We start from the raw sequence: 23,495 nt of genomic DNA, 5'->3' as shown, positions 1-23,495 counted from the left end.
CCTAGGGGCGGTATTGATCGCGGGGCGGAGGTCGATTTCCACCTTCCATGCGCGGAGTTGGCGACTTATGCCGCGTCGTTCTGGACCGCCTCGGGGCGCCGGGCGATGCCCTTGGCGGCCTGCTCGACGCCGTAGGCCTGGACCAGGATGTCCGTCGAGGCCTCGGCCAGGTCGATGCATTCCGTCAGCAGGTTGAGGATGCGCATGTTATTGGCGACGACCTTCTCCGTCTCCCGTTCATGGGTGGCGACGGAAACATTGCACCGCGCGATGATGTCGTTGCGCAGGATGCGGATAATGTCCTCCAGCTTGGCGCCGTTGGGGTTGTCGTCCGACACAAGGAGCTTCGTCATGGTCATGGTCCTTTCCTCATTGGGGTTCCCCCTTTTTATTTCGATATCAAAATAATATAGGGAAGCTCAGGGGAAAGTGATGAAAGTCACACCCTGGACATGGGTCATAGACGACCGGGGGGCGGCGCGGCTAGGCGTTCAGGCCGATCGGGCAGGCGATGCCCGTACCGCCCAACCCGCAATAGCCCCGGGGGTTCTTGGCCAGGTACTGCTGGTGGACGTCCTCGGCGTAATAGAACGGCCCCGCATCCTTGATCTCGGTCGTGATCTTGCCGTAGCCCGCGTCGGTGAGTTTCTTCTGATAGGCCTTCAGCGAGGCCTCGGCGGCGCGGCGCTGGTCGGGCGAATTCACGTAGATGCCGGAGCGGTACTGCGTGCCCCGGTCGTTGCCCTGGCCCATGCCCTGGGTCGGGTCGTGGTTTTCCCAGAACACCTTCAGCATGTCCTCGAAGCTCGCCTTGGCCGTGTCGTAGACGGCGAGCAGGATCTCGTTATGGCCGGTCTGGCCGGTGCAGACCTCCTGATAGGTCGGATTGGGGGTGAACCCGGCGCCGTATCCCACCGCCGTGGTCCAGACGCCGGGCGTCTGCCAGAACATGCGCTCCGCCCCCCAGAAACAGCCCATGCCGAACACCGCCGTTTCCATGCCGTCGGGAAACGGCGGTTTGATGCGGTTGCCGGTGACGACGTGGAATTCGGACGTGGGGATCGGCGTGTCGCGCCCGGGCAGGGCCTGAGCGGCGGTCGGCAGTTCAGATTTGTTCGGCGTCTTGAACAGGGAAAACATGGCGGTGATCCTCGAAAATCCGTGTGTGGTTCAGCATATAGGAGATTCGCCCGCGATATCCATGCGGTCTCGCGAAAGCGTGACCGTGGGCCACCCCGGGGCCGCCATTTTTCTTGGATCGCGCGGCGTTCGGCCATATTATGGCGGGCATGCAACGGCAAATCGCACTCGCCGCCCTGGTCGGCATGGCCACCGTGATCTTCGCGCCCGAACTGATGGACGCGGGGGCCTTCGTGCTGGCCAAAAGCCTGGAGGTGAACGCCCTCAAGGTGGTTCAGAACAGCCTGTACGGCCTGGGATGCTTCTAACCCGACGCCGTGCGGCCTGCGCCTGATATGCCCGGCCTCCCATGACGGACACTTCTCAAGACGGCATCCTCGACCTGTGGCCGACCAAGCTGGTGCGCCGCCACCTGCCGGGTTTCGAGGAACCGACCCAGGCCCTGGTCAAGCTGATCCGCGACATGGAGCGGGCGAACAAGAACCTGACCACGGACTACCTGGCCCCCGATTTCTTCAATCTGGACGATCCCGCCGTCGGCTGGCTGCGCGAACAGATCAACCTGACCGTGGTTGATTATCTGCGCGCCATCGGCATCGACTACGACGTGAAGTGGACCATCCAGGGCTGGCCCAACATCAACCGACTGGGCGATTACCACGACGCCCATAATCACCCGGGGGCCTACCTGTCCGGGACCTATTACCTGAAGATGCCGGGGGCGAAGGAGCCCATGCGCAACCGCGCCGACCTGCGCCCCTCGCACATCACGTTCTACGACCCGCGCCCGGGCGTGAACATGACGGCGATCGCCAAGGACCCCTACGTCGACCCCGAATTCACGGTGCTGCCGGAACCGGGCCTCTTGATGATGTGGCCGGCCTTTCTCAGCCACTTCATCCACCCGAACCTGTCCAAGGACACCCGGGTCTCGGTCAGCTTCAACATCGTGCTCAAGTGGCAGGACCACTACCGGCCGTCGCAGTAACCCCGCCGCTTCGCGTCACCAGCCGATGGCCTTGGGCAGCCAGGTCGCGATTTCCGGGAAGGCGAACAGCAGGCCCAGCGCCACCATCTGCAAGGCGATGAACGGAATGACGCCCCGGTAGATGTCGCCGGTGGTGATGTCCGGCGGCGCCACGCCCTTGAGGAAGAACAGGGCCCAGCCGAAGGGCGGCGTGAGGAACGATGTCTGCAGGTTCATGGCGACCAGGATCGCGAGCCACACCATGTCGACGCCCGAATGGGCGAACACGGGCAGGAACAGGGGCAGGGCGATGTAGGAAATCTCGATCCATTCCAGGAAGAAGCCCAGCACGAAGATCACCGCCATCATGAACAGCAGGTCGGCGGTCACGCCGCCCGGGATGAAGTCGAACATGTAGCCGACCAGGTGTTCGCCGCCGAGGCCCCGGAACGCCAGGCCGAAGGGCTGGGCGCAGATCAGGATGAAGAACACCATGGCCGAGGTCAAAAGCGTGCTTTTGCACACGTCGGCCAGGACGCGCAGGTTCAGCCGCCCGCCCATGAGGGCCAGGATGAGGGAGCCGAGGGCGCCCATGGAGGCGGCCTCCGTCGGCGCCGCGACGCCGCCGACGATGGAGCCGAGAACGGCGAAAATCAGCACCAGGGGCGGCAGCACGACCTGCACCAGCTTGATCAGCAGTTCGCGCCGGCCCATGGCGTCGCGTTCGGCCTCGGGGATGGCGGGGGCCATGTCAGGGCGGAAATAGCCGACCAGCAGCAGGTAAAGGGCCAGGATTCCTGCCAGCATCAGGCCCGGCACCATGGCGGCGGCGAACAGGGTGCCCACGGACAGGCCCAGGATATCGGCCAACAGGATCAGGACCAGGCTGGGCGGGATGATCTGGCCGAGCGTGCCGGACGCGCAGATGGTGCCGCAGGCGAGCCCCTTGTCGTAGCCGCGCCGCACCAGGGGGCCGAGCGCCAACAGACCGACGGTGACGACCGTGGCACCCACGATGCCCGACGACGCCCCCATCAGCACGCCGACGATGACGATGGCGAGGCCCATGCCGCCCCGGAGCCGCCCCATGGCGTGGCCGATGACGTCGATCAGGTCCTCGGCCATGCGGGATTTTTCCAGCATCACGCCCATGAAGATGAACAGGGGCAGGGCCAGCAGGGTGTAATTGGTGACGACGCCGTGAATGCGCCCCGGCAGCAGGCCGAACAGGCTGGTGCCGAACCCCAGATAGCCGAACAGCAGGCCCGACACGGCCAGCGAGATGGCGACAGGGATGCCGATCACCAGAAGCCCGAAGAAGCCGCCGATCATGCCGATGGCGAGCAGTTCCATTTCCGTCATTGCGCGGCAGCCTGCTCTGCGCGCGCGGCGGCGAAGGTGGTGAGGGCGCCCAGGGCCTGGCTGATCGCCTGTAGGCCCAAAAGGCCGAAGCCCAAGGGAATGAAGGCTTTCAGAACCCAGCGGTACGGCAGGCCGCCCGGATCGGGCGAGCCTTCAAGAATGCCATAGGACTGCTGCACATAGGGCAGGGACAGCACGACGATGGTGACGGCAACCCCGATCACGAGAAAGTCCGTGACCAGGTCGACCACGGCCTGCCACCGGGCGGGCAGGCGGGCGTAGAGGAAATCCACCCGCACATGCTCGCCCTTCTGCATGGCGTAGGACATGCCAATCAGGGCGATGGGCGAGACCAAATGCCATTCCAGTTCCTGCAGGGCGACGGAGCTGAGATTGAAGCCGTAGCGGGTGAGCACGTTGCCCGCGACGACGAACACCATGACCAGGCCGCAGACGGCCGCGAGACGGCCCGCCCATTCCACGGGAATGAGCAGGGCCGCTTCGAGACGCCGCAGGCCCGAGGGGCTGCGTGGATGCATGTGCAAGGTTATCCGTTCCGCGTTAGGAAGAGATCATGCCCTGATAGGGCTTTTCCGAGATCGCGGCCCATGACCGATGCTTGGCCCGGAAGGCCATGAAATGGTCGTGGACCTTCTTGGTCAACGGATCGGCGGCGGCCTTTTCCGCCAGAACCTGTTCGGTCAGCTTCTTGAGCTCGGCGACGACCGCGTCGGGCAGGGTTTGGGCGATGACGCCGTGGTTGGTCACCAGATCCGTCAGGGCGTCGGCGTTGTTGGCCTCGCTCCAGGCGTGGCTGTCCAGGTTGCAGGCCTGGGCGCAGGACTTGACGATGGCTTGAAGGTCCTTGGGCAGGCTGTCCCAGGACTTCTTGTTCATCAGCAGTTCCGTGACGTTGGACGGCTCGTGCCAGCCGGTGGTGTAGTAGTACTTGGCGGCCTTGTGCAGGCCCATGCGGCGGTCCTGGAAGGGGCCGACGAATTCGGCCGCGTCGATCACGCCGCGTTCCAGCGCCGGGAAGATCTCCCCGCCCGGCAGCAGCTTCACGGCAACGCCGAGCTTTTCGTAGACCTTGCCGGCGAGGCCCGGGATGCGCATCTTCAGGCCGTCGAAATCCTTAACGGATTCAATGGGTTTCTTGAACCAGCCGGTCATCTGCACGCCCGTGTTGCCCATGGGCAGGGCGGTCAGGCCGTAATCGGCATAGACCTCGTTCCACAGCTCCAGGCCGCCCGCGTGGTACATCCAGGCGTTGACGCCCTGGAAGTTGAGGCCGAAGGGAACGGTGGTGAAATATTGCGCGGCGAAGATCTTTCCGGCCCAGTAATAGGCGTTGCCGGCGTTCATTTCGATGGTGCCGGCGCGCACGGCGTCGAAACCTTCCTTGGGCGGGATCAGTTCGCCGGCGGCGAAGTGCTGGATGTTCAGGCGGCCGCCCGACATTTCCTTGACGCGCGCGCAGAAGTCCGTGGGGCTGCCCGGGCCGACCGTATAGAAGGGGGCGCCGGCCGGATACATGTTGGTCATCTTCCAGTTGAAGGTGTCCTTGGCGCGGGCGATGGCCGGGGCGGCCAGCAGACCGCCGGCGGCGGCCCCGGCGGTGACGGAGGCTTTCAAGAGGTCTCGGCGATTCATGACGTTCTCACTTTTCCCTGTCTGGTTGGTTTTTGAAGGCACCGATTAATGGTGATGCGTGCCAAACGAATGATCGGGGTGAACGCCGGGCGCCGTTGCCTGGCGGGTATGGCCTTTCCTGAAATACGAATCCGATCAGGCAATTGCCTGATTTCCATATGAATTCGGCGCTACCTGACCTTGGCGGCAGGTAGGGGATTCGGTGTCGATGTTTGAATGAGATCCCGCGCCGTTGCGGGAGAGATATCGGCCCTTACAGGGCCGGGCCCGGAGGCGCCGGAACGTTTGGGCCGGACCGGGGCGTCCCCTTCCTACGGCTGACTGGGCCAAGGGGACGCCGCCGATCCGGCCGGCGGAGTAAGGACGGGACCACGCGCGGTGGGAGGTCCGCTTGAACGCCCGTCCTGTACGCCTGCTCCGCCGGAACCCGTGGTGGTACGGGTTAAATTAGCGGGCGCCCGCGGCGTTCGGGTGGATCAGGCCGTCGAGGCCGTGACGGATCGAGCCGGCAAGACGGGAAATGGCGCGGCCGAGGGAGAAGAAGTGGTCGCGGACCGCTTCGGCGCGAAGCAGTTCCGCTTCGTGCAGGTGCCGGGTCAGTTCCTCGGGGGAGATTTCTTTGTAGCTCGTCTGTCCAATGATGTTGCTCATCTGAGGACTCCTTTCGGGTTTGGTGTGCGGTTCGTCACTGAATCTGCGGCTGCTGCATTGCAACAATCCGTGTTGCAGTGCAATATAGTGGTAAGATGAATCAGCGATAATCCCCTCGGATTGCACAAGGCTTGTGACTTTTACGCACAAACGGTCAAAACTTAATTGGAAATAAGTTAATGGATATCGCGACACAGATGATCATGTTCGCCGCCGTCGTTGAAAACGGCGGGTTTTCCGCCGCCGCGCGGGATCTCGGCCTGACGCCCTCGGCGGTCAGCCGCCAGATCGGCCAGTTGGAGGACCGCCTGGGAACGCGGCTGTTGAATCGCTCGACCCGGCGTATCTCCCTGACCGAGGTCGGACGCGCGTTCTATGTCCGCTGCGCCGAGGTGTCGCAGAGCGTGCAGGAGGCCGAATCCCTGGTTCTCAACATGGTCGACCACCCCCAGGGCACCCTGAAGGTGGCGGCGACCGTGGCGTTCGCCAAGGCGCAGCTGCTGCCGCTGCTGCCCGCGTTTCTGGCCGTCAATCCGGATTTGAAAATCTCTCTAGACGCCACGGACCGGGTCATCGATCTGGTCGAGGAACAGGTCGACGTGGCCATCCGGTTTTCCGAACAGATCGACGATTCGTCCGTGGTCTCGCGCAAACTGGCGACCAACCGCCGGGTCTACGTCGCGGCGCCGTCCTATGTCGCCGCCAACGGCATGCCGCGCACCCCGGATGATGTGCCGGCCCATAACTGCCTGCGCATTTCCACGGTGGAAGCCTGGAACACCTGGACCTTCGACGACGGCCAGGGAGACCAGAGTTCCGGCCCCATACGCCTGCCGATCAAGGGCAATTTCGAGGCCAACAGCGCCGACGCCATCTATTACGCCGTGCTGGCCGGGGTCGGGATCGCCCGGCTTTCCACCTATCTGGTTAACGATGCCCTGGCGCAGGGGCGTTTGGTCCGGGTGTTGCCCGATTACGCGGATGAAACGTCGGATATCCTGGCGATCTATTCCAACAAGCGGAACCTGTCGCCCAACGTGCGCGCCTTCATCGACTACTTCGCCGAGAAGTTCGGTCCCGTGCCGCCCTGGGAAAGGGAACAGGCGGCATAGACGTCCGCCCTCAAGGGGCCTACATTTGGATCAGATATCGGATGGAAGCCCTTGAAAGTCTTTATCGTCGATGACGACCCGATCACCGTTGAAATTCTGACGTCCGTTCTTGAAGGCGCCGGCCATGAGGTGATGAGCGATCTGATGGCCGACACGGCGATTTCGACCATCAGGCAGGAAATTCCGGATGTCGTCCTGACGGATCTTCAGATGGCGGCCGTCGACGGCTTCGACATGTGCCGGGAACTGCGGCGGAGCAACCGCCTGCGCCAGACCAAGATCATCATCGTATCGGCCCATTCCGCAGAGACCTGGAAAGGGCGGACGAAGGAACTGGGGGCCGACGGCTATGTCGAGAAACCCATCGACGCGGACAAGCTGCTTGCCCTGATCGCGACGTTGGGCAAAAGCGCCTAACCGCCGCCGGGCAGCCCGGCCAGCAGGCCGCTCGCGCGGATGCCGTCGAACAGGAATTGCACGGCGAGGGCGGCCAAGAGAATCCCGAACACCCGCGACAGCACGTGCACGCCGGTCACGCCCAGGCGCTTCTGAACCTGTGCCGCCGCCAGCATGAGAATCAGCGAGATCGCCAGCACCGCGGCCAAGGCGCCCAGAACGGCGGCGACCTTGCGGACATCGCCATGGGCGTCGGAAATCAGCAGGATGACCGCGCCGATGGTGCCCGGCCCGGCGATCAGCGGCGTGGCCAGGGGAAACACGGAGACGTCCTTGCGGGTCGCGGATTCGGCATTTTCCTCCTCGGTCGTCGAGGTCATCCCTGAATTCCGGGCGAATACCAGATCGATGGCGACCAGCAGCAGCAAAATCCCGCCCGCCGTGCGCAGGGCCGGCAGGGTGATGCCCATGTAGGTCAGCACCGGTTTGCCCAAAAGTGCGAAAAATCCCAGGATCAGGGCGGCGATGAGGACGGCGCGGACGGCCGTGCGCCGGCGCATGTCCGCGGATGCCTTGGCTGTCAGGGCGGCGAAAATGATCGCCACGTCCTGCGGCCCGATGGTCGCGAGAAAGGTCGTGAAGGCGATGAGAGCAGGCTCGAGCATGGCCGGATATTAGGACATCCAGCGGCGGCCGGAAATCGCCGTCATCGCGGGGCGGGGATCAGGCGGCTTCGGTGACTGTTGGATGCAGGACGCTCAACTGCTCGGCGGCGGGGACATGACCTCGCGGCGCAAGGCGTCCAGCCGTTCGCGGAAGTCCCGCGTGTCGCCGTAGTCGACGAACCGGCGGTAGCGCCCATGCGGTGTGCGGACCCGCAGGGCATGCTTGATCGGGCACCAGTACTGCTCAGTGCGGCTGGCGGCCTCCCGGGTATAGGCGATCACCCCGTTGGCGTAGCCGCAATAGAGGCAGTTCAGTTTTTCGATAAGGTTCAGGTAGGGCAGGCGGTGGCGGTCGATGACCACGTAGTCCGAGCGCTTGACGCGTTCCATGCGCCATATGGTGTAGCAGATGGCCTGAAACACGGTGACGCCGATGTCGAGGATCAAGAAGGGCACGATGAGGCCGTAAACGGCGGGGGCGACCAGCAGGGTCGCGAGCGGCGACCGGCGCAGGAAGGTCACCAGCCCGGTCTTGAGCAATCTGTGGCGGCGCAGGACCTCGTCCTCGAACACGGCCCGGCCGGCCTCCACGCGGTACTGCAAGGTCTCCCGCTGAGCCTCCAGCTTGCCCTCGATCTCCTTCTCCAGGCGGACCAGGCGTTTGACCAGGTCCTCGATCTCGTCGTCCATTGCCATGGCGTGTGCCTCCCGTGCCCATGCCGGGGGCACGCTAGGGCATGGCCCGGGCCGCGTCCACGAAGGCTTTGAAGGTGTCTTCGATCACCTTGCGGCCGATGTCGCGGGTGATGAACACGATTTTCGAGCGGTGATCGTCGTCGGGCCAGCCGGGCAGGCCCGCGGGCGGATGGAACAGGTGCTGCACCCCATGCACGGCGACCGGATTGGGCTCGCCCGCCACGTTCAATATCCCCTTGATGCGCAACAGATTTTCGCCTTGGGTCGTGATCAGCATCTCGATCCAGGTGACGAAGCTGTCCCAGGGGATGGGCCGATCCACGGTCATGCAGAAGGACGTAATACGCGCGTCGTGGCGGTTGGGATCATGGTGATGATGATGGCCGTGGTCATGATCGTGGTCGTGGCCATGTCCATGGTCGGCATGGTCCTGCGCGAAGGCTTCGGCGCGCAACCAGCCGGCGACGTCGGCGATCTTGCGATCGGCCTTGAACAGGCCGGCGTCGAACAGGTCCTTGGGGCCAAATTCGGCGGACGCGTCGAACACGGGGGCCGACGGGTTGAGGTCGCGCAGGCGGTCCCGGATTGCCGCCAGTTGTTCCGGCGAGGCCAGGTCGGCCTTGGTCAGCACGATGCGGTCGGCGACGGCGGCCTGTTTCACGCTTTCCGGCTGGGCGTCCAGGGTCTGCGCTCCGTTCACCGCGTCGACCACGGTGACGATGCCGTCGAGCCGGTAGCGCGGCCCCACGGTGGGGTCGGTCATCAGGGTGTGGATGATGGGGGCGGGGTCGGCCAGGCCCGTGGTCTCGATGACCACGCGCTTGAACCAGGGAATTTTCTTGTCGAAGCGCTGCCAGAACAGCTCGCGCATGGCGTTGACCAGGTCGCCGCGCACGGTGCAGCACAGGCAGCCCGAATTGAGCAGCACCGTGTCCTCGCGGGTTTCCTTGACCAGCAGGTGGTCGATGCCGATCTCGCCGAACTCGTTGATCAGCACGGCCGCCTCGCCCATGTCGGGATGGCCGAGCAGTTTATTGAGCAGCGTCGTCTTGCCGGCCCCGAGGAAGCCGGTCAGCACGGTGACGGGAATGGTCTTGGCGATCAGCCGCGCGTTGACGTTCTGTGGGGCGTCCGCCGTCTCGGCGCCAGTCCTTTCCACCTCAGTCCTTTCCGCCTCAGTCCTTTCCGCCATAGAGGGCCTCCGGCGTGACCTCGGGCTCGGCGATGACGCGGATGTCGCCGCCCTGCACGGCGTGGAAAAAGCAGTTGTGGCGCCCCGTGTGGCAGGCCACGCCGGTCTGATCGACCAGCAACAGCACCGTGTCCTCGTCGCAGTCGAAGCGGAATTCCTTGAGTGCCTGGATCTGGCCCGAGCTTTCGCCCTTGCGCCACAGCCGGTTCTTGGAGCGAGAGAAGTAGCAGACCCGGCCCGTTGCCAGGGTTTCGCGGATGGCGTCGGCGTTCATCCAGGCGAGCATGAGCATCTCGCCCGTATCAAACTGCTGCGCCACGGCGGGGATCAGGCCGGCTTCGTTGAATGTCAGGCGGCCGATCACCCGGTCCGCCACGTCGTTGCTCATGCCGTCGTCCTTGTCACTTCGCGGCGTTCAACCGCGCAAAACCTTCCTCCAGGTCCTCGATCAGGTCCCGGGGGTCTTCCAGCCCTATATGGAGGCGCACCATGGGATTGTCATGCCCCCAGGGCACGGCCGTGCGCGATCCCTTGGGATTGATGGGGATGGCCAGACTTTCGAAACCGCCCCAACTGGCGCCGATGCCGAACAGATCGAGCCCGTCGACCATGGCCGACACCGCCGCCTTGGAATAATCGCCGAGCATCACCCCGAACAGACCGGACGCCCCCGTATGGTCGCGCTTCCACAAGGCGTGGCCGGGGTCGGTGGGCAGGGCGGGGTAGAGCACGCGTTCGACCTCGGGCCGGGCCGCGAGCCAGGTCGCGACTTCCATCGCGTTCTTCTCGTGGCGTTCCATGCGCACGGACAGGGTGCGGATGCCGCGCAGCGCCAGATAGCATTCATCGGGTCCGGCGCGCGATCCCAGGGTGTTCTGCATGCCCTTCAAGGCCTGGAACTGCTCCTCGGTCGCGACCGTGACCGTGCCCAGCATGGCGTCGGAATGGCCGCACAGGTACTTGGTGCCGGCCTCGAGCACGATATCGACGCCCAGCGTGAACGGATTGCAGAAGAAGGCCGACGACCAGGTGTTGTCGATCACGGTGAGAATTTCCCGCGCCCGCGCGACCTTGGTGATGGCCGGCACATCCTGCACCTCGAAGGTGTGGGAGCCCGGGGATTCCATGTAGATCATGCGCGTGTTGGGCTGGATCAGGTCCTCGATCCCGGCGCCGATCAGGGGATCGTAGAAGGTGATCTCGACGCCCGCGCGTTCCAGAAGATTGGCGCCGACCCGCTTGCGCGTCGGCCCATAGACGGAATCGGAAATCAGCACATGGTCGCCGTGTCTGAGGAACGTGATGGTCGCCGCCGCGATGGCGCCCAGCCCCGACGGGAAGGTCACGGTCCGGTGGGCGCCTTCGTAAAGGGCGGTCACGGCTTCCTCGACCGCGAACTGGGTCGGCGTGCCCGAACGCCCGTACTGCACGCCCTTGAAAGGCGGCCGGTCGCGGGTTTCGAATTCCTCGACGGTCGGGAACAGCACGGTCGAGGCGTAATAAATGGGCGGATTGGGAATGCCCACGTTGTCCCAGGGCTTCATCGCCGTATGGGCGATCACCGTGTCCTTGCGCCGTGATTTCTTGGTCATTTCGGGGAGAGTCCTTGGTTGGTTGGGCGTTTCGGCAAGATAACGGGAAACCATGTTTTCGCAAGGCGTTACGCGTGTGCACCGCACCAAAGCGGACGGCTTCCCGGGAAAAAGGACAATCATTCTCGCTTGAGAGATTTTTGTAGGTTATGTTACGCCTGTAAGCCTTCGCGGGTGCGGTATGAACATTCGCCCGCGGAAAACAAAGTAATAAACCGATTTCAGATAGCCAGGGAGCAATCTACAAATGTTCAAACGAGCAAGTTTCGTAGCCGCCGCGGTTGCGGTTGCCGGCATTGCCTCGGGGGCACAAGCGGCGACGCTTGATGACGTCAAGGCGCGCGGCATTCTGCACTGCATCGTGAACACCGGCCTGCCCGGGTTCTCCTACACCGACGCCAACGGCAAATGGGCCGGCTTCGACGCCGACATGTGCCGCTCCGTTGCCGCCGCCGTCCTCGGCGACCCGGAAAAGGTGAAGTTCATTCCGGCCACCGGCAAGACCCGGTTCACGCTGCTGAACTCCAAGGAAGGCGACGTGATCTTCCGCAACACTACATGGACCTTCGTGCGTGACGTGGACGTGAAGCTGACCTTCATCCACCCGACCTACTACGACGGGCAGGGCTTCATCATTCGCAAGTCCAAGGGCGTGAAAAGCGCCAAGGAACTGGACGGCGCCACGGTCTGCATCCAGACCGGGACGACGACCGAACTGAACCTCGCCGACTACTTCCGCGCCAACAAGATCAAGTACACGCCGGTGCCGATCGAAGACAGCTCGGAAGCGCGCAAGAACTATCTGGCCGACCGTTGCGATGCGTACACCACGGATGCTTCCGGTCTGGCCGCCACCCGCGCGACCTTCGAAAAGCCCTCGGACCACGTGATCCTGCCGGAAATCATTTCCAAGGAACCGCTGGGTCCGGTCGTCCGCCACGGTGACAACCAGTGGGAAGACATCGTCCGCTGGGCCGTGTTCGCCCTGATCCAGGCCGAGGAATCCGGCGTCACCGCCGCCAACGCCGATGAAATGGCCAAGACCCCGCCGAACCCCGACGTCGCCCGCCTGCTGGGCGCCGAAGGCGACCTGGGCGCCATGCTCGGTCTCGACAAGGCCTGGGCGCTGCGCGCCATCAAGGCACACGGCAACTACGGTGAAATCTTCGAGAGCAATCTCGGCACGAAAACGCCGATCGGTCTGGAGCGTGGGTTGAACGCCCAATATACCAACGGTGGTCTGCAGTACGCGCCGCCGTTCCGGTAAGCCGGGACATATTCGTGCAAACGATCTGAACGATACGCGCCGGTGGGGGTTCCCCTCCGGCGCGTCTTCGTTTCGGGGGCCGATAATAAGAAACTGCCTTCCCGAGAGCACGGGAAGAAACAAGGCGGCGGAACACCTGTAAGGTTTGAATCAAACCGCCCAATAACGACAGGGGGCTGACGTGACCACGACTGTGGATCAAGGAAGCGCGACGGCACAGGGCGAGCCCAATGTGCTGTTGAAGCTCTGGCGGAACAAGGAGACCCGCTCGGTCATCATCCAGATTGTGACGATGGCCCTGCTGTTCGCCTTCTTCGCCTATATCATCAATAATGCGGTATTGAACCTGCAAGCGCTGGGCAAGACGTTCAGCTTCGACTTCTTGCAGGAACCCGCGTCCTACGACATCAACCAGACGCTGATCGAATACACCTCGCGGTCGACGCACGCGCGGGCCATGCTGGTGGGTATCCTGAACACCGCCCTGGTGGCCTTCTGCGGCGTCATCCTGGCAACGGTTCTCGGCTTCGTGCTGGGCGTCATCCGGTTGTCGAACAACTGGCTGGCGTCGCGCATCGTCTACGTGTTCATCGAATTCACACGTAACGTGCCGGTGCTGCTGCATATCCTGCTGATCCACGGCATCATGGTGCACTTCCTGCCGTTGCCGAAGCAGGCGATCAGCGTCGGCGATGCCTTGTTCCTGTCCAACCGCGGCGTGTATGCGCCGCGCCCCGAATTTCTCGACGGCTTCGGCTTTACCGTGGCGGCCTTCGGGATCGCGGTGATCGCCGCGGTGATCTTCCGCCGCTGGGCCAGGAAGGTGCAGGAGGAGACGGGCAAGATCTATCCCGTGTTCCTGATCTGCACGGGGGTCATCATCGGCCTGCCGCTGATCGTGTTCCTGATCTCCGGCTCACCCTTGGTGTGGGAACTGCCCAAGATGGGGCGCTTCAACCTGCAGGGCGGCGTCATGATGCTGCCCGAGTTTCTGGCCCTGTGGCTGGCGCTGTCGTTCTATACCTCGGCCTTCATCGCCGAGATCGTGCGCTCCGGCATCATGGCGATCAACAAAGGGCAGTGGGAAGCCGCGGGCGCCCTGGGCATTCGCCGCAACCGCGTGCTGCAACTCGTCATCATCCCTCAGGCGCTCAGGGTCATTATTCCGCCCCTGGCCAGCCAGTACCTGAACCTGACCAAGAACTCGTCGCTCGCCATCGCCATCGGCTACATGGACATCGTCGCCACCATCGGCGGCATCACGCTCATGCAGACGGGCAAGGAAATGGAGACGATGATCATCGTGCTGCTGATCTATCTCAGCTTCTCGCTGGTCATCTCGGCGTTCATGAACTGGTACAACAAGCGCATCGCGCTGGTTGAAAGGTAAGGGGAGGGGATCATGGCAAACACACAGAATCCCGATATGACACCCGGCCTCGTGAACGCCTACGAGCCGGGCGAACATCCCGATTGGCCGGCGCCGTCCTCGGTCAAGGGGCCGGTCCATTGGATCAAGACAAACCTGTTCGGCTCGGTCACCAACACGCTGCTGACCCTGCTGACCATCTACCTGCTGTACAAGATCATCCCGGCCATGGTGGATTGGATGTTCATCGATGCGGCCTACACCGGGACCTCGCGCAAGGATTGCGAAGCCCAGGCCGGCGGGGCCTGCTGGGCCTTCATCGGTACTCGGCTGCAGTTGTTCATCTATGGCTTCTATCCGGAGGCCGAGCGCTGGCGCGTGAACCTGACGGCGATCCTTCTGTTCGTCGCTTTGGCGCCGGTGCTTTATGACAACGTGCCGCATCGCGGCAAGGCGCTGATCTTCACCGTGCTTTATCCGCTGATTGCCGGCGTACTGCTGGTCGGCGGCATCTTCGGGCTGGAATACGTGGCGACGGACCAGTTCGGCGGCCTGATGCTGAACGTCATCATCGGCGTCACGGGCATCGCCTTCTCGTTGCCCATCGGCATCTGTCTCGCCCTCGGGCGGCAATCCCATCTGCCGGTGCTGCGCATCGTCTGCATCGCGTTCATCGAGTTCATCCGCGGCGTGCCGCTGATCACCTTGCTGTTCGTGGCCGCCGTGATGCTCAGCTACTTCGTGCCGCCGGGCACCAACTTCGACCTCCTGGTCCGCATGCTGATCATGGTCACGCTGTTCGCCTCCGGCTACATGGCCGAGGTCATCCGCGGCGGCCTGCAGGCGATTCCCAAGGGACAGTACGAGGCGGCCGATTCCATGGGTCTCAAGTACTGGCAGTCGATGCGCCTGATCGTCCTGCCCCAGGCGTTGAAGATCGCCATCCCCGGCATCGTCAACACCTTCATCGCCCTCTACAAGGATACGACCCTGGTCATCGTCATCGGCCGGCTCGACATCCTGGGCATCGGACGGTCATCGCTGGCCGACAGCAAGTGGCAGGGCCTCTCGACCGAGGTCTATGTCTTCGTCGCCATCTTCTTCTTCATCAGCTGCTTCCTCATGTCGCGGTACTCCCTGTACCTCGAGAAGAAGCTGCACACGGGTCATTAAGAGGAGCCACCAATCATGGCTGAAACGCAAACCGCCGCACAGACCGGCATGATCGGGTCCGCCAAAGGGTCGGACGACATCATCCAGATCAACGGCATGCATAAGTGGTATGGCGATTTCCACGTTCTCAAGGGCATCAATCTGAGCGTGAAATCCAAGGAACGCATCGTCATCTGCGGGCCGTCCGGGTCGGGCAAATCGACCCTGATCCGCTGCATCAACCGGCTGGAGGAACATCAGAAGGGCGACATCTACGTCAACGGGATCGAGCTGACCAATGATCTCAAGAACATCGACCTGATCCGCCGCGAGGTCGGCATGGTGTTCCAGCACTTCAACCTGTTCCCGCACCTGACGGTGCTGGAGAACTGTACGTTGGGCCCCATCTGGGTGCGCCAGACGCCGAAGAAAGAGGCCGAGGCCATCGCCATGCAGTACCTGGAGCGGGTCAAGATCCCCGAACAGGCGCTGAAGTTCCCGGGCCAGCTTTCCGGCGGCCAGCAGCAGCGCGTGGCCATCGCGCGCTCGCTCTGCATGAGCCCCAAGATCATGCTGTTCGACGAGCCGACCTCGGCCCTCGACCCGGAAATGATCAAGGAAGTGCTCGACACCATGATCGAGCTCGCCGACACGGGCATGACCATGCTCTGCGTGACCCACGAAATGGGCTTCGCCAAGACCGTGGCCGACCGGGTCATCTTCATGGACGGCGGCGAGATCATCGAACAGAACGAACCCAATTCGTTCTTCGACAATCCGCAGCACGAACGCACCCAGCTGTTCCTCAGCCAGATTCTGGCGCATTAAATCAGCGGCGGTTCCGAATATGGAGAAGGCGTCCCTTGGGGCGCCTTCTTCTTTTGTGCGGATGCCCCCAAAAGCCATTTCAGGACATTCAGGTTGTGGGCATGAGTGATCTCATCCGAGCGAAAAGAAGGTGCAAATGTCGAACTAATCGACCACGCTGAATTGGAATTTTATGGCGCCGATGAAAGAGCCGCGGCCGTTTCGAAAGGTAAAAAATGCATCGTCTGGCAGCCCTTGTAACTCTTTTGGCCGGAATCAGCCTGCCCGGTATCAGCCACGCCGCGACGCTGAATGTTTGCTACGATCAATGGCCCCCGATGACAATGTTTCCATCCGAAAGGGCCCCCGCGCGCGGTGTCGTTATCGATATGTTGGACGAAATATATTCGTCACATGGATATGAACTGAAATATTTTGAAGTTCCCTTGGCAAGGGGATTGGATATGGTGGCGAATGGCCTTTGCGACATGTTGCCGGAACTCCCAGCTTCGGAGATTGCAGGAAAAGGCTACGTGTATGCGAACCAAGAAACTTTTGCGTACACAACAGCTTTTGTCGTCAGGCGAGGGGATCCCTGGCGCTATGAAGGCACGCAATCCATGAAAGGAAAGCGCGTCGCAACCGGGCCTGGTTGGGACTACAGTTCAATAAGCGCCGACTATCAAAATTATCTTGATGACCCAAAAAATTCTGACTTTGTAGAAGTGGTTGCCGGTTACGATGATGTGGTTGATCGCATCTTCAAAATGATTAAGGAAAACAGGGTCGATCTATATGCGGATAACGACCTCGTCCTGCAGTTCGTAATGAAGCGGCTGGCCTTGAACGATGTTCTGCAGATTGTGCGTTCGGGTATGGAAAACAAGTTGGTGGAAAAACCGATCTTTTCGACAAGAATCCCCCCTGAAAAAAGACAAGTATTAATCAAAATTTGGGATGAGGGGCGTTTATCGATGAGGGGTAAAAAAGAAAACGAAATTCTTAAAAATTATGGAGTTACATTAAATGATCAATAATTATTATGTTTAAACGCATTTTCTATATTAATTATCATATTGTGTGATCTTAAATGTTATCAACTTTTATATATCCCAATAATATATCAAAAAAACTTCTGAGGATTATATTTTCTATATATTTATGTGTAACTTTATTTATAACTATTATTCAATTTCTAACAGAATACTTAAAAACGCAAGATTCAATTTTAAGCGAATTGAAGCAGTTGGAGCAAACAGTTCACATCCCCATTTCTACGAGTGTGTGGCAATACAATCAGAAACAGCTGGAAGCCCTCACTACCGGGCTTATCGAGATGCCTGTGATCGAAGGTGTCGATGTTTTTGATGCGAATGGAAAAAAAGTAATTTCTAAAAGGTCTTACAGTCAGGAATCGGCGCCGTTATCTATATTCAGTACAAAATCAGATTTGAGCTGGACGTTTAATAATAAAAAAATACCTCTTGGTTTTCTTGTAATTTACTCATCATCGCAAATTGTTTTAGATCGAGTTTTATTCGGTTTTTCACTGATAGTTATTACGGCTATGGTGAAATTATCTATTTTATTTTGTTTATTTGTATGGGCTTTTGATCGTTATTTGGCGGCCCCTTTGAAGGAATTGATGTCGCAAGTGGATGAGGTTCACCAGGATCAAAACGCAAGAAAACGGATTAACCTTTCGATTAGTGAAAATAACGAAATTAGACAACTTCAAGAGCATATGAACGTGATGCTCTCTGCCATGGAGAGAGACCGGGAGTTGTTATTGGATGATGAGAAAGCCAAGCGGGCTTGGCTGGAAGACGCCGTTTCAGAGCGTACAGAAGAATTAATGGTGCAAAAAAGACGGCTCGAATACGAAGTCGACGTCAAAAACAGATTCTTTTCCATCATCTCCCATGATCTGAAAAGCCCCTTCAATTCCCTTCTGGGAATGACCCATATGATGTCCGAAATGGCGGACAGTTTTAGCAAAGACAAACTTGTTGAATATGCCAAGGCTGTGAATGAGGCAGGCGACCGGGTCTTTGAACTGTTACAAAACCTTCTCGAATGGTCGCGCCTGCAGATGGAAGGGGTCAAATTTGATCGACCGGCAGTGTCATTCTCATTGCGTGATTTAGCTCAGGAAAACATCGACGTTCTGATGCCCATGGCTATGGGAAAAAATATCTCGCTTACGAACAGCATAAATAACGACACAGCCTTTGCCGATCCGGATATGGCTCAAACGGTCATCCGGAATCTCGTTTCCAATTCCATAAAATTTACCCCGAAGAATGGAAAAATTGAGATTTCGTCGCAACAAACAAACGGAATGGTTCAGGTAACAGTGAGCGACACAGGCGTTGGCCTTTCAAAGGAGCAAATGGATAAGATTTTCGCTCTAGACCATAAAGCCTCGACGATTGGTACGGCCGGAGAACGAGGAACAGGGCTGGGACTGCCTCTCTGCAAGGAAATGATTGAGAAGTATGGAGGGGAAATTTGGTTAGAGAGCGTTCCCGGTGAAGGCACGCAATTTCATTTTACCCTGCCCATTAAGCCGGAGAGATAGAAAGCCGTTAGAACGTCCAGCTTGGATTAAAAGCGCCTGTTACGGACGACCTTCCCAGAACGAAAAAAGCCCCGGCCAGATCAGCATCAGGCCCAGCTGGATCTGCACGAGGCGACGAAATACCGCTTCCGAGATGCGCTTTCGAATCCAGAACCTCGTGGCGAAGTCGGTGCCGCCTGGTGGTTTCCATGTCGCATGGACTTGGTAATCTGCATTGCACCGCCTCCTTCTTCCGACCATTGGGAAAACATCATGATCATCGGTTTCGTTCCGTTCTTCCGGGTATTTACGGCCAGCACAGCGATGCCGGCCCCTTGCATCCGCAAGACCTCCTCTCGGCCGAGAGGCAGGGACCAATGAGCGGCATGGCAACCCCGGAATTGAGCGGGCGCGTGGCCCTGGTCATCGGCGCCGGGTCGATTGCGCCCGGGATCGGCATCGGCCGGGCGATCTGCCTGGCCCTGGCCCGGGAAGGGGCGCATGTGGTGGCCGCCGACAACGATCTGGCCGCCGCCCAAGTGACCTGCGACATGATCGCCGAGGCGGGGGGAAGTTCGGAAACCTCCGAAGTGGACGTGCTGGACGATGCGTCTGTCGAGGCCTTGGTGGCCCGTGTGATCAACCGTCACGATCGGCTCGACATCCTGCATTGCAACGTGGGGCTTGGCAAAAGCGGCCCATCGGACGCAACCTCGGCCGCCGAATGGCGGCGGATCAGTGATGCCAACCTGACGTCGCTGCATGTCGCGTCCCAGGCGGCGGTCCCGACCATGCGTGCCCAAGGGGCCGGGGTGATTACGATTACGTCCTCGATCGCGGGGATTCGCTATCCCGGGTTCCCGCACCTTGCCTATAGCGCGACCAAGGCGGCGGCGAGTCACTTCGCGACGGCCTTGGCGGTCGAACTGGCACCCGACAACATTCGCGTGAACTCCATCATTGCCGGGCTGATCGACACACCCCGGATCGGGGTGACGCTGGCCAAAAGCTATGGCGATCGCGACGAAGCGCAGATGCGTGCCGCGCGCGACGCGAGCTGTCCGATGGGGCGGATGGGAAGTGCCTGGGACATCGCCGAGGCGGCGCTGTTTCTTGCCTCGGACCGGGCGGGCTATATCACGGGCACGTCGCTGGTGGTCGATGGCGGGTTGTCGGCCACGGTCCGCCAGCCGGCGGCGGTCTGAACGGAAGCTCTGCGGCCGACGCCTAAGACAGCCCCCGCCAGATCAGCATCAGGCCCAGCAGGATCAGGCCGACCTGCACCAGGCGGCGGAACACCGCTTCGGAGATGCGCTTGCGGATCCAGAACCCCGTGGCGATGCCGATGCCGACCGGCACCATGGCCAGGGCCGAGGCCGTGAACTGCGGCCAGGACATGTGGCCTTCGGTGATCAGGCGCAGATACAGCGGCACGGAGCCGACCATGGCCGCCAGGGCCATCTGGGCGACGAACAGGTTTTTGGGCAGGCGCAGCGCCGCGAAATAGACGATCACCGGGGTGAAGGCCCCGGTAGCACCGGAACACAGGCCGATCAGCCCCCCGGCCACGGGATTGGCCAGGCGGGCGTGACGTTGCAGGAAGGTGGCGTTGGGCGTGAATATCTGCGCGCATGTCGTGGCGATGACGACGCAGCCGAGGGCCAGGGCGATGACCTGCGGGTCCAGGTTGGTCAAGGCGCCCGCGCCGATCCACACGCCCCCCATGAGCAGGACCAGGAACGGCCAGAAGCGCCGGACCGCTTCCCGGCATTCCCCGGATTCGATGATCTGCCAGACATTGGAAATCGCCACGGGCACGATGAACAGGGTCACCGCCTGGGCCGGGTCGATGACCATGACCATGATCGGCAGGCCGACGGCGGGAATGCCGGCACCCAGCACGCCCTTTACCAGGGAGCCGGAAAACAGGCCCAGGATGATGACCAGAAGGGCGATGGGGGTGAAGTCCGGCAGCGTCATGTGTTGGTGTCCGCCGGATGTTATGCTGTCCGGATGGGCTGGAGAGACGGGGTCAGGTAACGATGGGCGTGTCCTGCCGGGCCCCCCATTCGGACCAGGACCCGTCATAGACGGCGACGTCTTCCTTGCCGATCAGGTAAAGCGCCAGGGCCGCGTAACAGGCCGTGACGCCGGACCCGCAGCTGGTGACCAGCGGGCGCTTGAGGTTGACGCCCGCCTTGTCGGCCAGCGCCCTGATTTCCTCGGCCGAGCGCATGGTGCAGTTCTTGTCCGCGTCCATCAGGTCGCCGTAGGGCAGGTTCAATGCCCCCGGCATGTGGCCGGAGCGCATGCCGGCGCGCGGTTCCGGCGAGGTGCCGGCAAAGCGGCCGGCGGCGCGCACGTCGAGAACATCTTCGCGCTTGCCATCGATGTTGGCCAGCACCTGATCCACCGTGCGCACCATCATGTGGTTTTCGCGCGGCGTGAAATGGCGCTCCCGGGGGGTCGGCTCGATATCCGTCACCGGCCGGTTTTCCGCCAGCCATTTCGGCAGGCCGCCGTCCATCACGCAGACGTCGCCGTGGCCGAACAGGCGGAACATCCACCACACGCGGGCGGCCGCCATGCCGCCGCCGTTGTGGTCGTAACACACGATGCGGATACCGTCGCCCAGGCCCAGCTTGCGCACCTTGGCCGAGAAGACATGCGCCGGCGGGATCATGTGGGGCAGGGGATTGTCCGGGTCCTTGACGTCGTCGATGTCGAAGAACACGGCGCCGTCCAGGTGCTGCTTGGCGTATTCCTCCCGTCCGTTGCGGCCGTCGTTGGGCAGGTAATAGGTGCAATCGACGATGCGCACGTCGGGCGCCGACATGTGATCGGCGACCCAATCGGTGGAGACCAGGGCTTGCGGGTTCGAATAGGGCATGGAGCGGTTTCCTTCCCGGTCGATCAGGGCAGGAAGTCCGGGACCGGCAGGCCCTTGGACTTGAGGAAATCGCGATTGAACAGCTTCGACGTATAGCGCGTGCCGACGTCGCACAGGATGGTGACGATGGTCTTGCCGGGGCCCAGTTCCTTGGCCAGGCGCACGGCCCCCGCGACGTTGATGCCGGACGATCCGCCGAGCACCAGGCCTTCGTCCTTGATCAGGTCGAAGATCAGCGGCACGGCTTCCTGGTCGTCGATGGAATAGGGCTGTTCGACCTTCAGGTCCTCGATGATCGCCGTGACGCGGCCGAGACCGATGCCCTCGGTGATCGAGCCGCCCTCGGTCGCCTTGGCCTCGCCGTCCTTGAACAGGTGGTACATGGCCGCCCCTTTGGGGTCGGCGCAGCCGACGACGATGTTCGGGTTCTTTTCGCGCAGGAACGTCGAGGTCCCGGCCAGGGTGCCGCCTGTGCCGACGGCGCAGATGAAGCCGTCGATCTTGCCGCCCGTCTGTTCCCAGATTTCCGGGCCGGTGGAATGGTAATGGGCGCGGCGGTTGTCCAGGTTGTTCCACTGGTCGGCGAACAGCACGCCGTTCTGTTCCGTCGCGGCCAGTTCCTCCGCCATGCGGCGGGCGATGTGCTGATAGTTGTTGGGGTCGGAATAGGGCAGGGCCGGAACTTCGACCAGCTTGGCGCCGCACAGGCGCAGCATGTCCTTCTTTTCCTGGCTCTGGGTTTCCGGAATGACGATGGTGGTGCGGTAACCCCGCGCGTTGGCGACCAGGGCCAGGCCGATGCCCGTGTTGCCGGCCGTGCCCTCGACGATCAGGCCGCCGGGCTTCAGGTCGCCGCGCTTTTCGGCCTCCAGGATCATGTGGCGGGCGGGGCGGTCCTTGACGGATTGGCCGGGGTTGAGAAATTCGGCCTTGCCCAGGATTTCACAGCCCGTCGCCTCGGACAGCTTGTTGAGGCGAATAAGCGGCGTGTTCCCGATGGCGTCCACCAGGCCCTTCTTGATGTTCATGTATTTGAGTTCCGTCCCTAGAGGTTCGTCAGCTTACGTTTGTTGGGGTTTGCGGCAACATAACCGTGCCCGCGGGGGCGATCAAGGCGCGGGCTTTGGATTTCGCGCGGATTTCCTGTTCCGTCGGACGCGTGGTAGACGCTATTCTCCCCGCCCGCCGGGACACGTGCGAAAATAAGAGCGAATGGAGAACAATCATGGCCGACGAACCCGTCCTTCTTGAAATTGACGCCAGGGGCGTCGCGACGGTCACGCTGAACCGTCCGGACGTCAACAACGCCTACGACGATGAAATGATCGCGGCGTTGCTGAACGGGGTGAAATCCCTGTCCGTTGATGACCGGGTGCGCTTGGTCGTCCTGCGGGGGGCCGGCAAACATTTCCAGGCGGGCGCCAACCTGAAGTGGCTGAAACGAGTGGCCGGCGAGGGGCCGGAACAGAATCTGCAAGCATCGCGCGACACCGAAGCCGTCGTGCGGCTGCTGGATATCTGCCCGAAACCGACCGTGGCCGTGGTGCAGGGGTTCTGCGTCGGCGGCGGCACCGGCGTGATCGCCGCCTGCGACGTGGTGATCGCCGCGTCCGACGCCACGTTCTCCATTTCCGAGGTCCGCTGGGGCCTGATCCCGCAACCGATCCTGCCGCAGTTGATCGCCGCCATGGGCTCGCGCAACGTGCGCCGCTACGCCCTGACCGCCGAACGCTTTTCCGCCGACCAGGCCAACAACATGGGGCTGGTCCACGAAGTCGCCCCCCCCATGCAGCTTGAACGCACGGCGGAAAAGACGATCGAGGCCTTCCTGCGCAGCGGCCCCGACGCCGTGGCTCAGACCAAGGCCAAGATACTGGAACTTGCGGAAACCAGCATTGACGAGGCGACGGCCGAGGATCTGGCCCGCCTGCATTCGGAAAAACGCCAGTCGGCCGAAGCCAGCGAGGGGCTTACCGCGTTTCTCGAAAAGCGCAACCCAAGCTGGTTCAAGGAATAGGGCGGCC

26 protein-coding genes are annotated in these 23,495 nt (G+C 61.5%); 12 read left to right on the top strand and 14 right to left on the bottom strand.

Annotated elements, in window-relative coordinates; genetic code table 11:
• Nucleotides 1–65: 65 nt before the first annotated feature.
• Together RJ527_17490 and msrA are read right to left on the bottom strand one after the other, a co-directional pair.
• On the bottom strand, nucleotides 66–359 hold the full coding sequence (locus RJ527_17490) for a hypothetical protein (GenBank protein WND75808.1): 294 nt from the start codon (nucleotides 357–359) through the stop codon (nucleotides 66–68).
• 124 nt (nucleotides 360–483) lie between these two features.
• Nucleotides 484–1,140: a peptide-methionine (S)-S-oxide reductase MsrA gene (gene msrA / locus RJ527_17485; GenBank protein WND75807.1), complete on the bottom strand. Its 657-nt coding sequence runs from the start codon at nucleotides 1,138–1,140 to the stop codon at nucleotides 484–486.
• Between the two features lie 149 nt (nucleotides 1,141–1,289).
• Between msrA and RJ527_17480 the strand changes: the two genes are divergently transcribed.
• Both RJ527_17480 and RJ527_17475 read left to right on the top strand, forming a co-directional pair.
• Nucleotides 1,290–1,448, top strand: a complete 159-nt coding sequence (locus RJ527_17480; GenBank protein ID WND75806.1) for a hypothetical protein — start codon at nucleotides 1,290–1,292, stop codon at nucleotides 1,446–1,448.
• A 41-nt stretch (nucleotides 1,449–1,489) separates the two neighbouring features.
• Nucleotides 1,490–2,128 (top strand): TIGR02466 family protein, encoded by a 639-nt coding sequence (locus tag RJ527_17475; GenBank protein WND75805.1) that lies wholly within the window; start codon nucleotides 1,490–1,492, stop codon nucleotides 2,126–2,128.
• Between the two features lie 15 nt (nucleotides 2,129–2,143).
• On the opposite strand, the gene RJ527_17470 is transcribed toward RJ527_17475, so the two are convergent.
• The 4 genes from RJ527_17470 to RJ527_17455 all read right to left on the bottom strand — a co-directional run bounded on the left by RJ527_17470 (nucleotide 2,144) and on the right by RJ527_17455 (nucleotide 5,773).
• Nucleotides 2,144–3,469 (bottom strand): TRAP transporter large permease subunit, encoded by a 1,326-nt coding sequence (locus RJ527_17470; GenBank protein WND75804.1) that lies wholly within the window; start codon nucleotides 3,467–3,469, stop codon nucleotides 2,144–2,146.
• Entirely contained in the window at nucleotides 3,466–4,008 is a 543-nt protein-coding gene (locus RJ527_17465; GenBank protein ID WND75803.1) for a TRAP transporter small permease subunit, read from the bottom strand. The genes RJ527_17470 and RJ527_17465 overlap by 4 nt, the downstream gene beginning before the upstream one ends.
• A gap of 22 nt (nucleotides 4,009–4,030) precedes the next feature.
• Nucleotides 4,031–5,122 (bottom strand): TRAP transporter substrate-binding protein, encoded by a 1,092-nt coding sequence (locus RJ527_17460; protein WND75802.1) that lies wholly within the window; start codon nucleotides 5,120–5,122, stop codon nucleotides 4,031–4,033.
• 447 nt (nucleotides 5,123–5,569) lie between these two features.
• Complete coding sequence (locus RJ527_17455; GenBank protein ID WND75801.1) at nucleotides 5,570–5,773, bottom strand: hypothetical protein; 204 nt, start codon at nucleotides 5,771–5,773, stop codon at nucleotides 5,570–5,572.
• Between the two features lie 179 nt (nucleotides 5,774–5,952).
• On the opposite strand from RJ527_17455, the gene RJ527_17450 reads away from it, so the two are divergent.
• Entirely contained in the window at nucleotides 5,953–6,885 is a 933-nt protein-coding gene (locus tag RJ527_17450) for a LysR family transcriptional regulator (protein WND75800.1), read from the top strand.
• A gap of 51 nt (nucleotides 6,886–6,936) precedes the next feature.
• Complete coding sequence (locus RJ527_17445) at nucleotides 6,937–7,302, top strand: response regulator (protein ID WND75799.1); 366 nt, start codon at nucleotides 6,937–6,939, stop codon at nucleotides 7,300–7,302.
• Here the strand turns inward: RJ527_17445 and RJ527_17440 are convergent.
• The 5 genes from RJ527_17440 to metC all read right to left on the bottom strand — a co-directional run bounded on the left by RJ527_17440 (nucleotide 7,299) and on the right by metC (nucleotide 11,426).
• Nucleotides 7,299–7,946: a MarC family protein gene (locus tag RJ527_17440; GenBank protein ID WND75798.1), complete on the bottom strand. Its 648-nt coding sequence runs from the start codon at nucleotides 7,944–7,946 to the stop codon at nucleotides 7,299–7,301. The genes RJ527_17445 and RJ527_17440 overlap by 4 nt on opposite strands.
• Before the next feature lie 93 nt (nucleotides 7,947–8,039).
• Nucleotides 8,040–8,642 (bottom strand): hypothetical protein, encoded by a 603-nt coding sequence (locus RJ527_17435; GenBank protein ID WND75797.1) that lies wholly within the window; start codon nucleotides 8,640–8,642, stop codon nucleotides 8,040–8,042.
• Nucleotides 8,643–8,676: 34 nt separating this feature from the next.
• Nucleotides 8,677–9,747, bottom strand: a complete 1,071-nt coding sequence (locus RJ527_17430; GenBank protein WND78082.1) for a GTP-binding protein — start codon at nucleotides 9,745–9,747, stop codon at nucleotides 8,677–8,679.
• 70 nt (nucleotides 9,748–9,817) lie between these two features.
• Nucleotides 9,818–10,222, bottom strand: a complete 405-nt coding sequence (gene hisI, locus RJ527_17425; protein ID WND75796.1) for a phosphoribosyl-AMP cyclohydrolase — start codon at nucleotides 10,220–10,222, stop codon at nucleotides 9,818–9,820.
• A 13-nt stretch (nucleotides 10,223–10,235) separates the two neighbouring features.
• Entirely contained in the window at nucleotides 10,236–11,426 is a 1,191-nt protein-coding gene (gene metC, locus RJ527_17420; GenBank protein WND75795.1) for a cystathionine beta-lyase, read from the bottom strand.
• Nucleotides 11,427–11,673: 247 nt separating this feature from the next.
• On the opposite strand from metC, the gene RJ527_17415 reads away from it, so the two are divergent.
• The 7 genes from RJ527_17415 to RJ527_17385 all read left to right on the top strand — a co-directional run bounded on the left by RJ527_17415 (nucleotide 11,674) and on the right by RJ527_17385 (nucleotide 19,786).
• The gene (locus tag RJ527_17415) at nucleotides 11,674–12,693 is read left to right on the top strand and encodes an amino acid ABC transporter substrate-binding protein (GenBank protein WND75794.1); all 1,020 of its coding nucleotides are present in this window, start codon (nucleotides 11,674–11,676) and stop codon (nucleotides 12,691–12,693) included.
• A 181-nt stretch (nucleotides 12,694–12,874) separates the two neighbouring features.
• Nucleotides 12,875–14,083, top strand: a complete 1,209-nt coding sequence (locus tag RJ527_17410; protein ID WND75793.1) for an ABC transporter permease subunit — start codon at nucleotides 12,875–12,877, stop codon at nucleotides 14,081–14,083.
• Between the two features lie 12 nt (nucleotides 14,084–14,095).
• Nucleotides 14,096–15,235, top strand: a complete 1,140-nt coding sequence (locus tag RJ527_17405) for an amino acid ABC transporter permease (protein ID WND75792.1) — start codon at nucleotides 14,096–14,098, stop codon at nucleotides 15,233–15,235.
• 15 nt (nucleotides 15,236–15,250) lie between these two features.
• Nucleotides 15,251–16,042 (top strand): amino acid ABC transporter ATP-binding protein, encoded by a 792-nt coding sequence (locus tag RJ527_17400; protein WND75791.1) that lies wholly within the window; start codon nucleotides 15,251–15,253, stop codon nucleotides 16,040–16,042.
• 215 nt (nucleotides 16,043–16,257) lie between these two features.
• Complete coding sequence (locus RJ527_17395) at nucleotides 16,258–17,058, top strand: transporter substrate-binding domain-containing protein (GenBank protein ID WND75790.1); 801 nt, start codon at nucleotides 16,258–16,260, stop codon at nucleotides 17,056–17,058.
• A gap of 200 nt (nucleotides 17,059–17,258) precedes the next feature.
• Nucleotides 17,259–18,602 (top strand): HAMP domain-containing sensor histidine kinase, encoded by a 1,344-nt coding sequence (locus RJ527_17390; protein WND75789.1) that lies wholly within the window; start codon nucleotides 17,259–17,261, stop codon nucleotides 18,600–18,602.
• A gap of 356 nt (nucleotides 18,603–18,958) precedes the next feature.
• Nucleotides 18,959–19,786 (top strand): SDR family NAD(P)-dependent oxidoreductase, encoded by an 828-nt coding sequence (locus tag RJ527_17385; protein WND75788.1) that lies wholly within the window; start codon nucleotides 18,959–18,961, stop codon nucleotides 19,784–19,786.
• Between the two features lie 22 nt (nucleotides 19,787–19,808).
• Here RJ527_17385 and RJ527_17380 read toward each other — a convergent pair whose 3' ends face one another.
• Genes RJ527_17380 through RJ527_17370 form a run of 3 tightly spaced genes read right to left on the bottom strand, consistent with a single transcriptional unit; the run spans nucleotide 19,809 to nucleotide 22,499 of the window.
• Nucleotides 19,809–20,561, bottom strand: coding sequence for a sulfite exporter TauE/SafE family protein (locus RJ527_17380; protein WND75787.1), 753 nt, complete (start codon nucleotides 20,559–20,561; stop codon nucleotides 19,809–19,811).
• A 52-nt stretch (nucleotides 20,562–20,613) separates the two neighbouring features.
• Nucleotides 20,614–21,471: a 3-mercaptopyruvate sulfurtransferase gene (gene sseA, locus RJ527_17375; GenBank protein WND75786.1), complete on the bottom strand. Its 858-nt coding sequence runs from the start codon at nucleotides 21,469–21,471 to the stop codon at nucleotides 20,614–20,616.
• Nucleotides 21,472–21,494: 23 nt separating this feature from the next.
• Entirely contained in the window at nucleotides 21,495–22,499 is a 1,005-nt protein-coding gene (locus RJ527_17370) for a cysteine synthase A (GenBank protein ID WND75785.1), read from the bottom strand.
• Nucleotides 22,500–22,696: 197 nt separating this feature from the next.
• Here RJ527_17370 and RJ527_17365 point away from each other — a divergent pair, with 197 nt between their 5' ends.
• Nucleotides 22,697–23,488, top strand: coding sequence for an enoyl-CoA hydratase-related protein (locus RJ527_17365; GenBank protein WND75784.1), 792 nt, complete (start codon nucleotides 22,697–22,699; stop codon nucleotides 23,486–23,488).
• The last annotated feature ends 7 nt before the right edge of the window (nucleotides 23,489–23,495 follow it).

The organism is Thalassospiraceae bacterium LMO-SO8 (genome assembly GCA_031655335.1).
Taxonomy (GTDB): Bacteria; Pseudomonadota; Alphaproteobacteria; order Rhodospirillales; family Casp-alpha2; genus UBA1479.
Note: the sequence above shows the minus strand (reverse complement) of the source record. Positions and strands in the feature narration are given on the sequence as shown.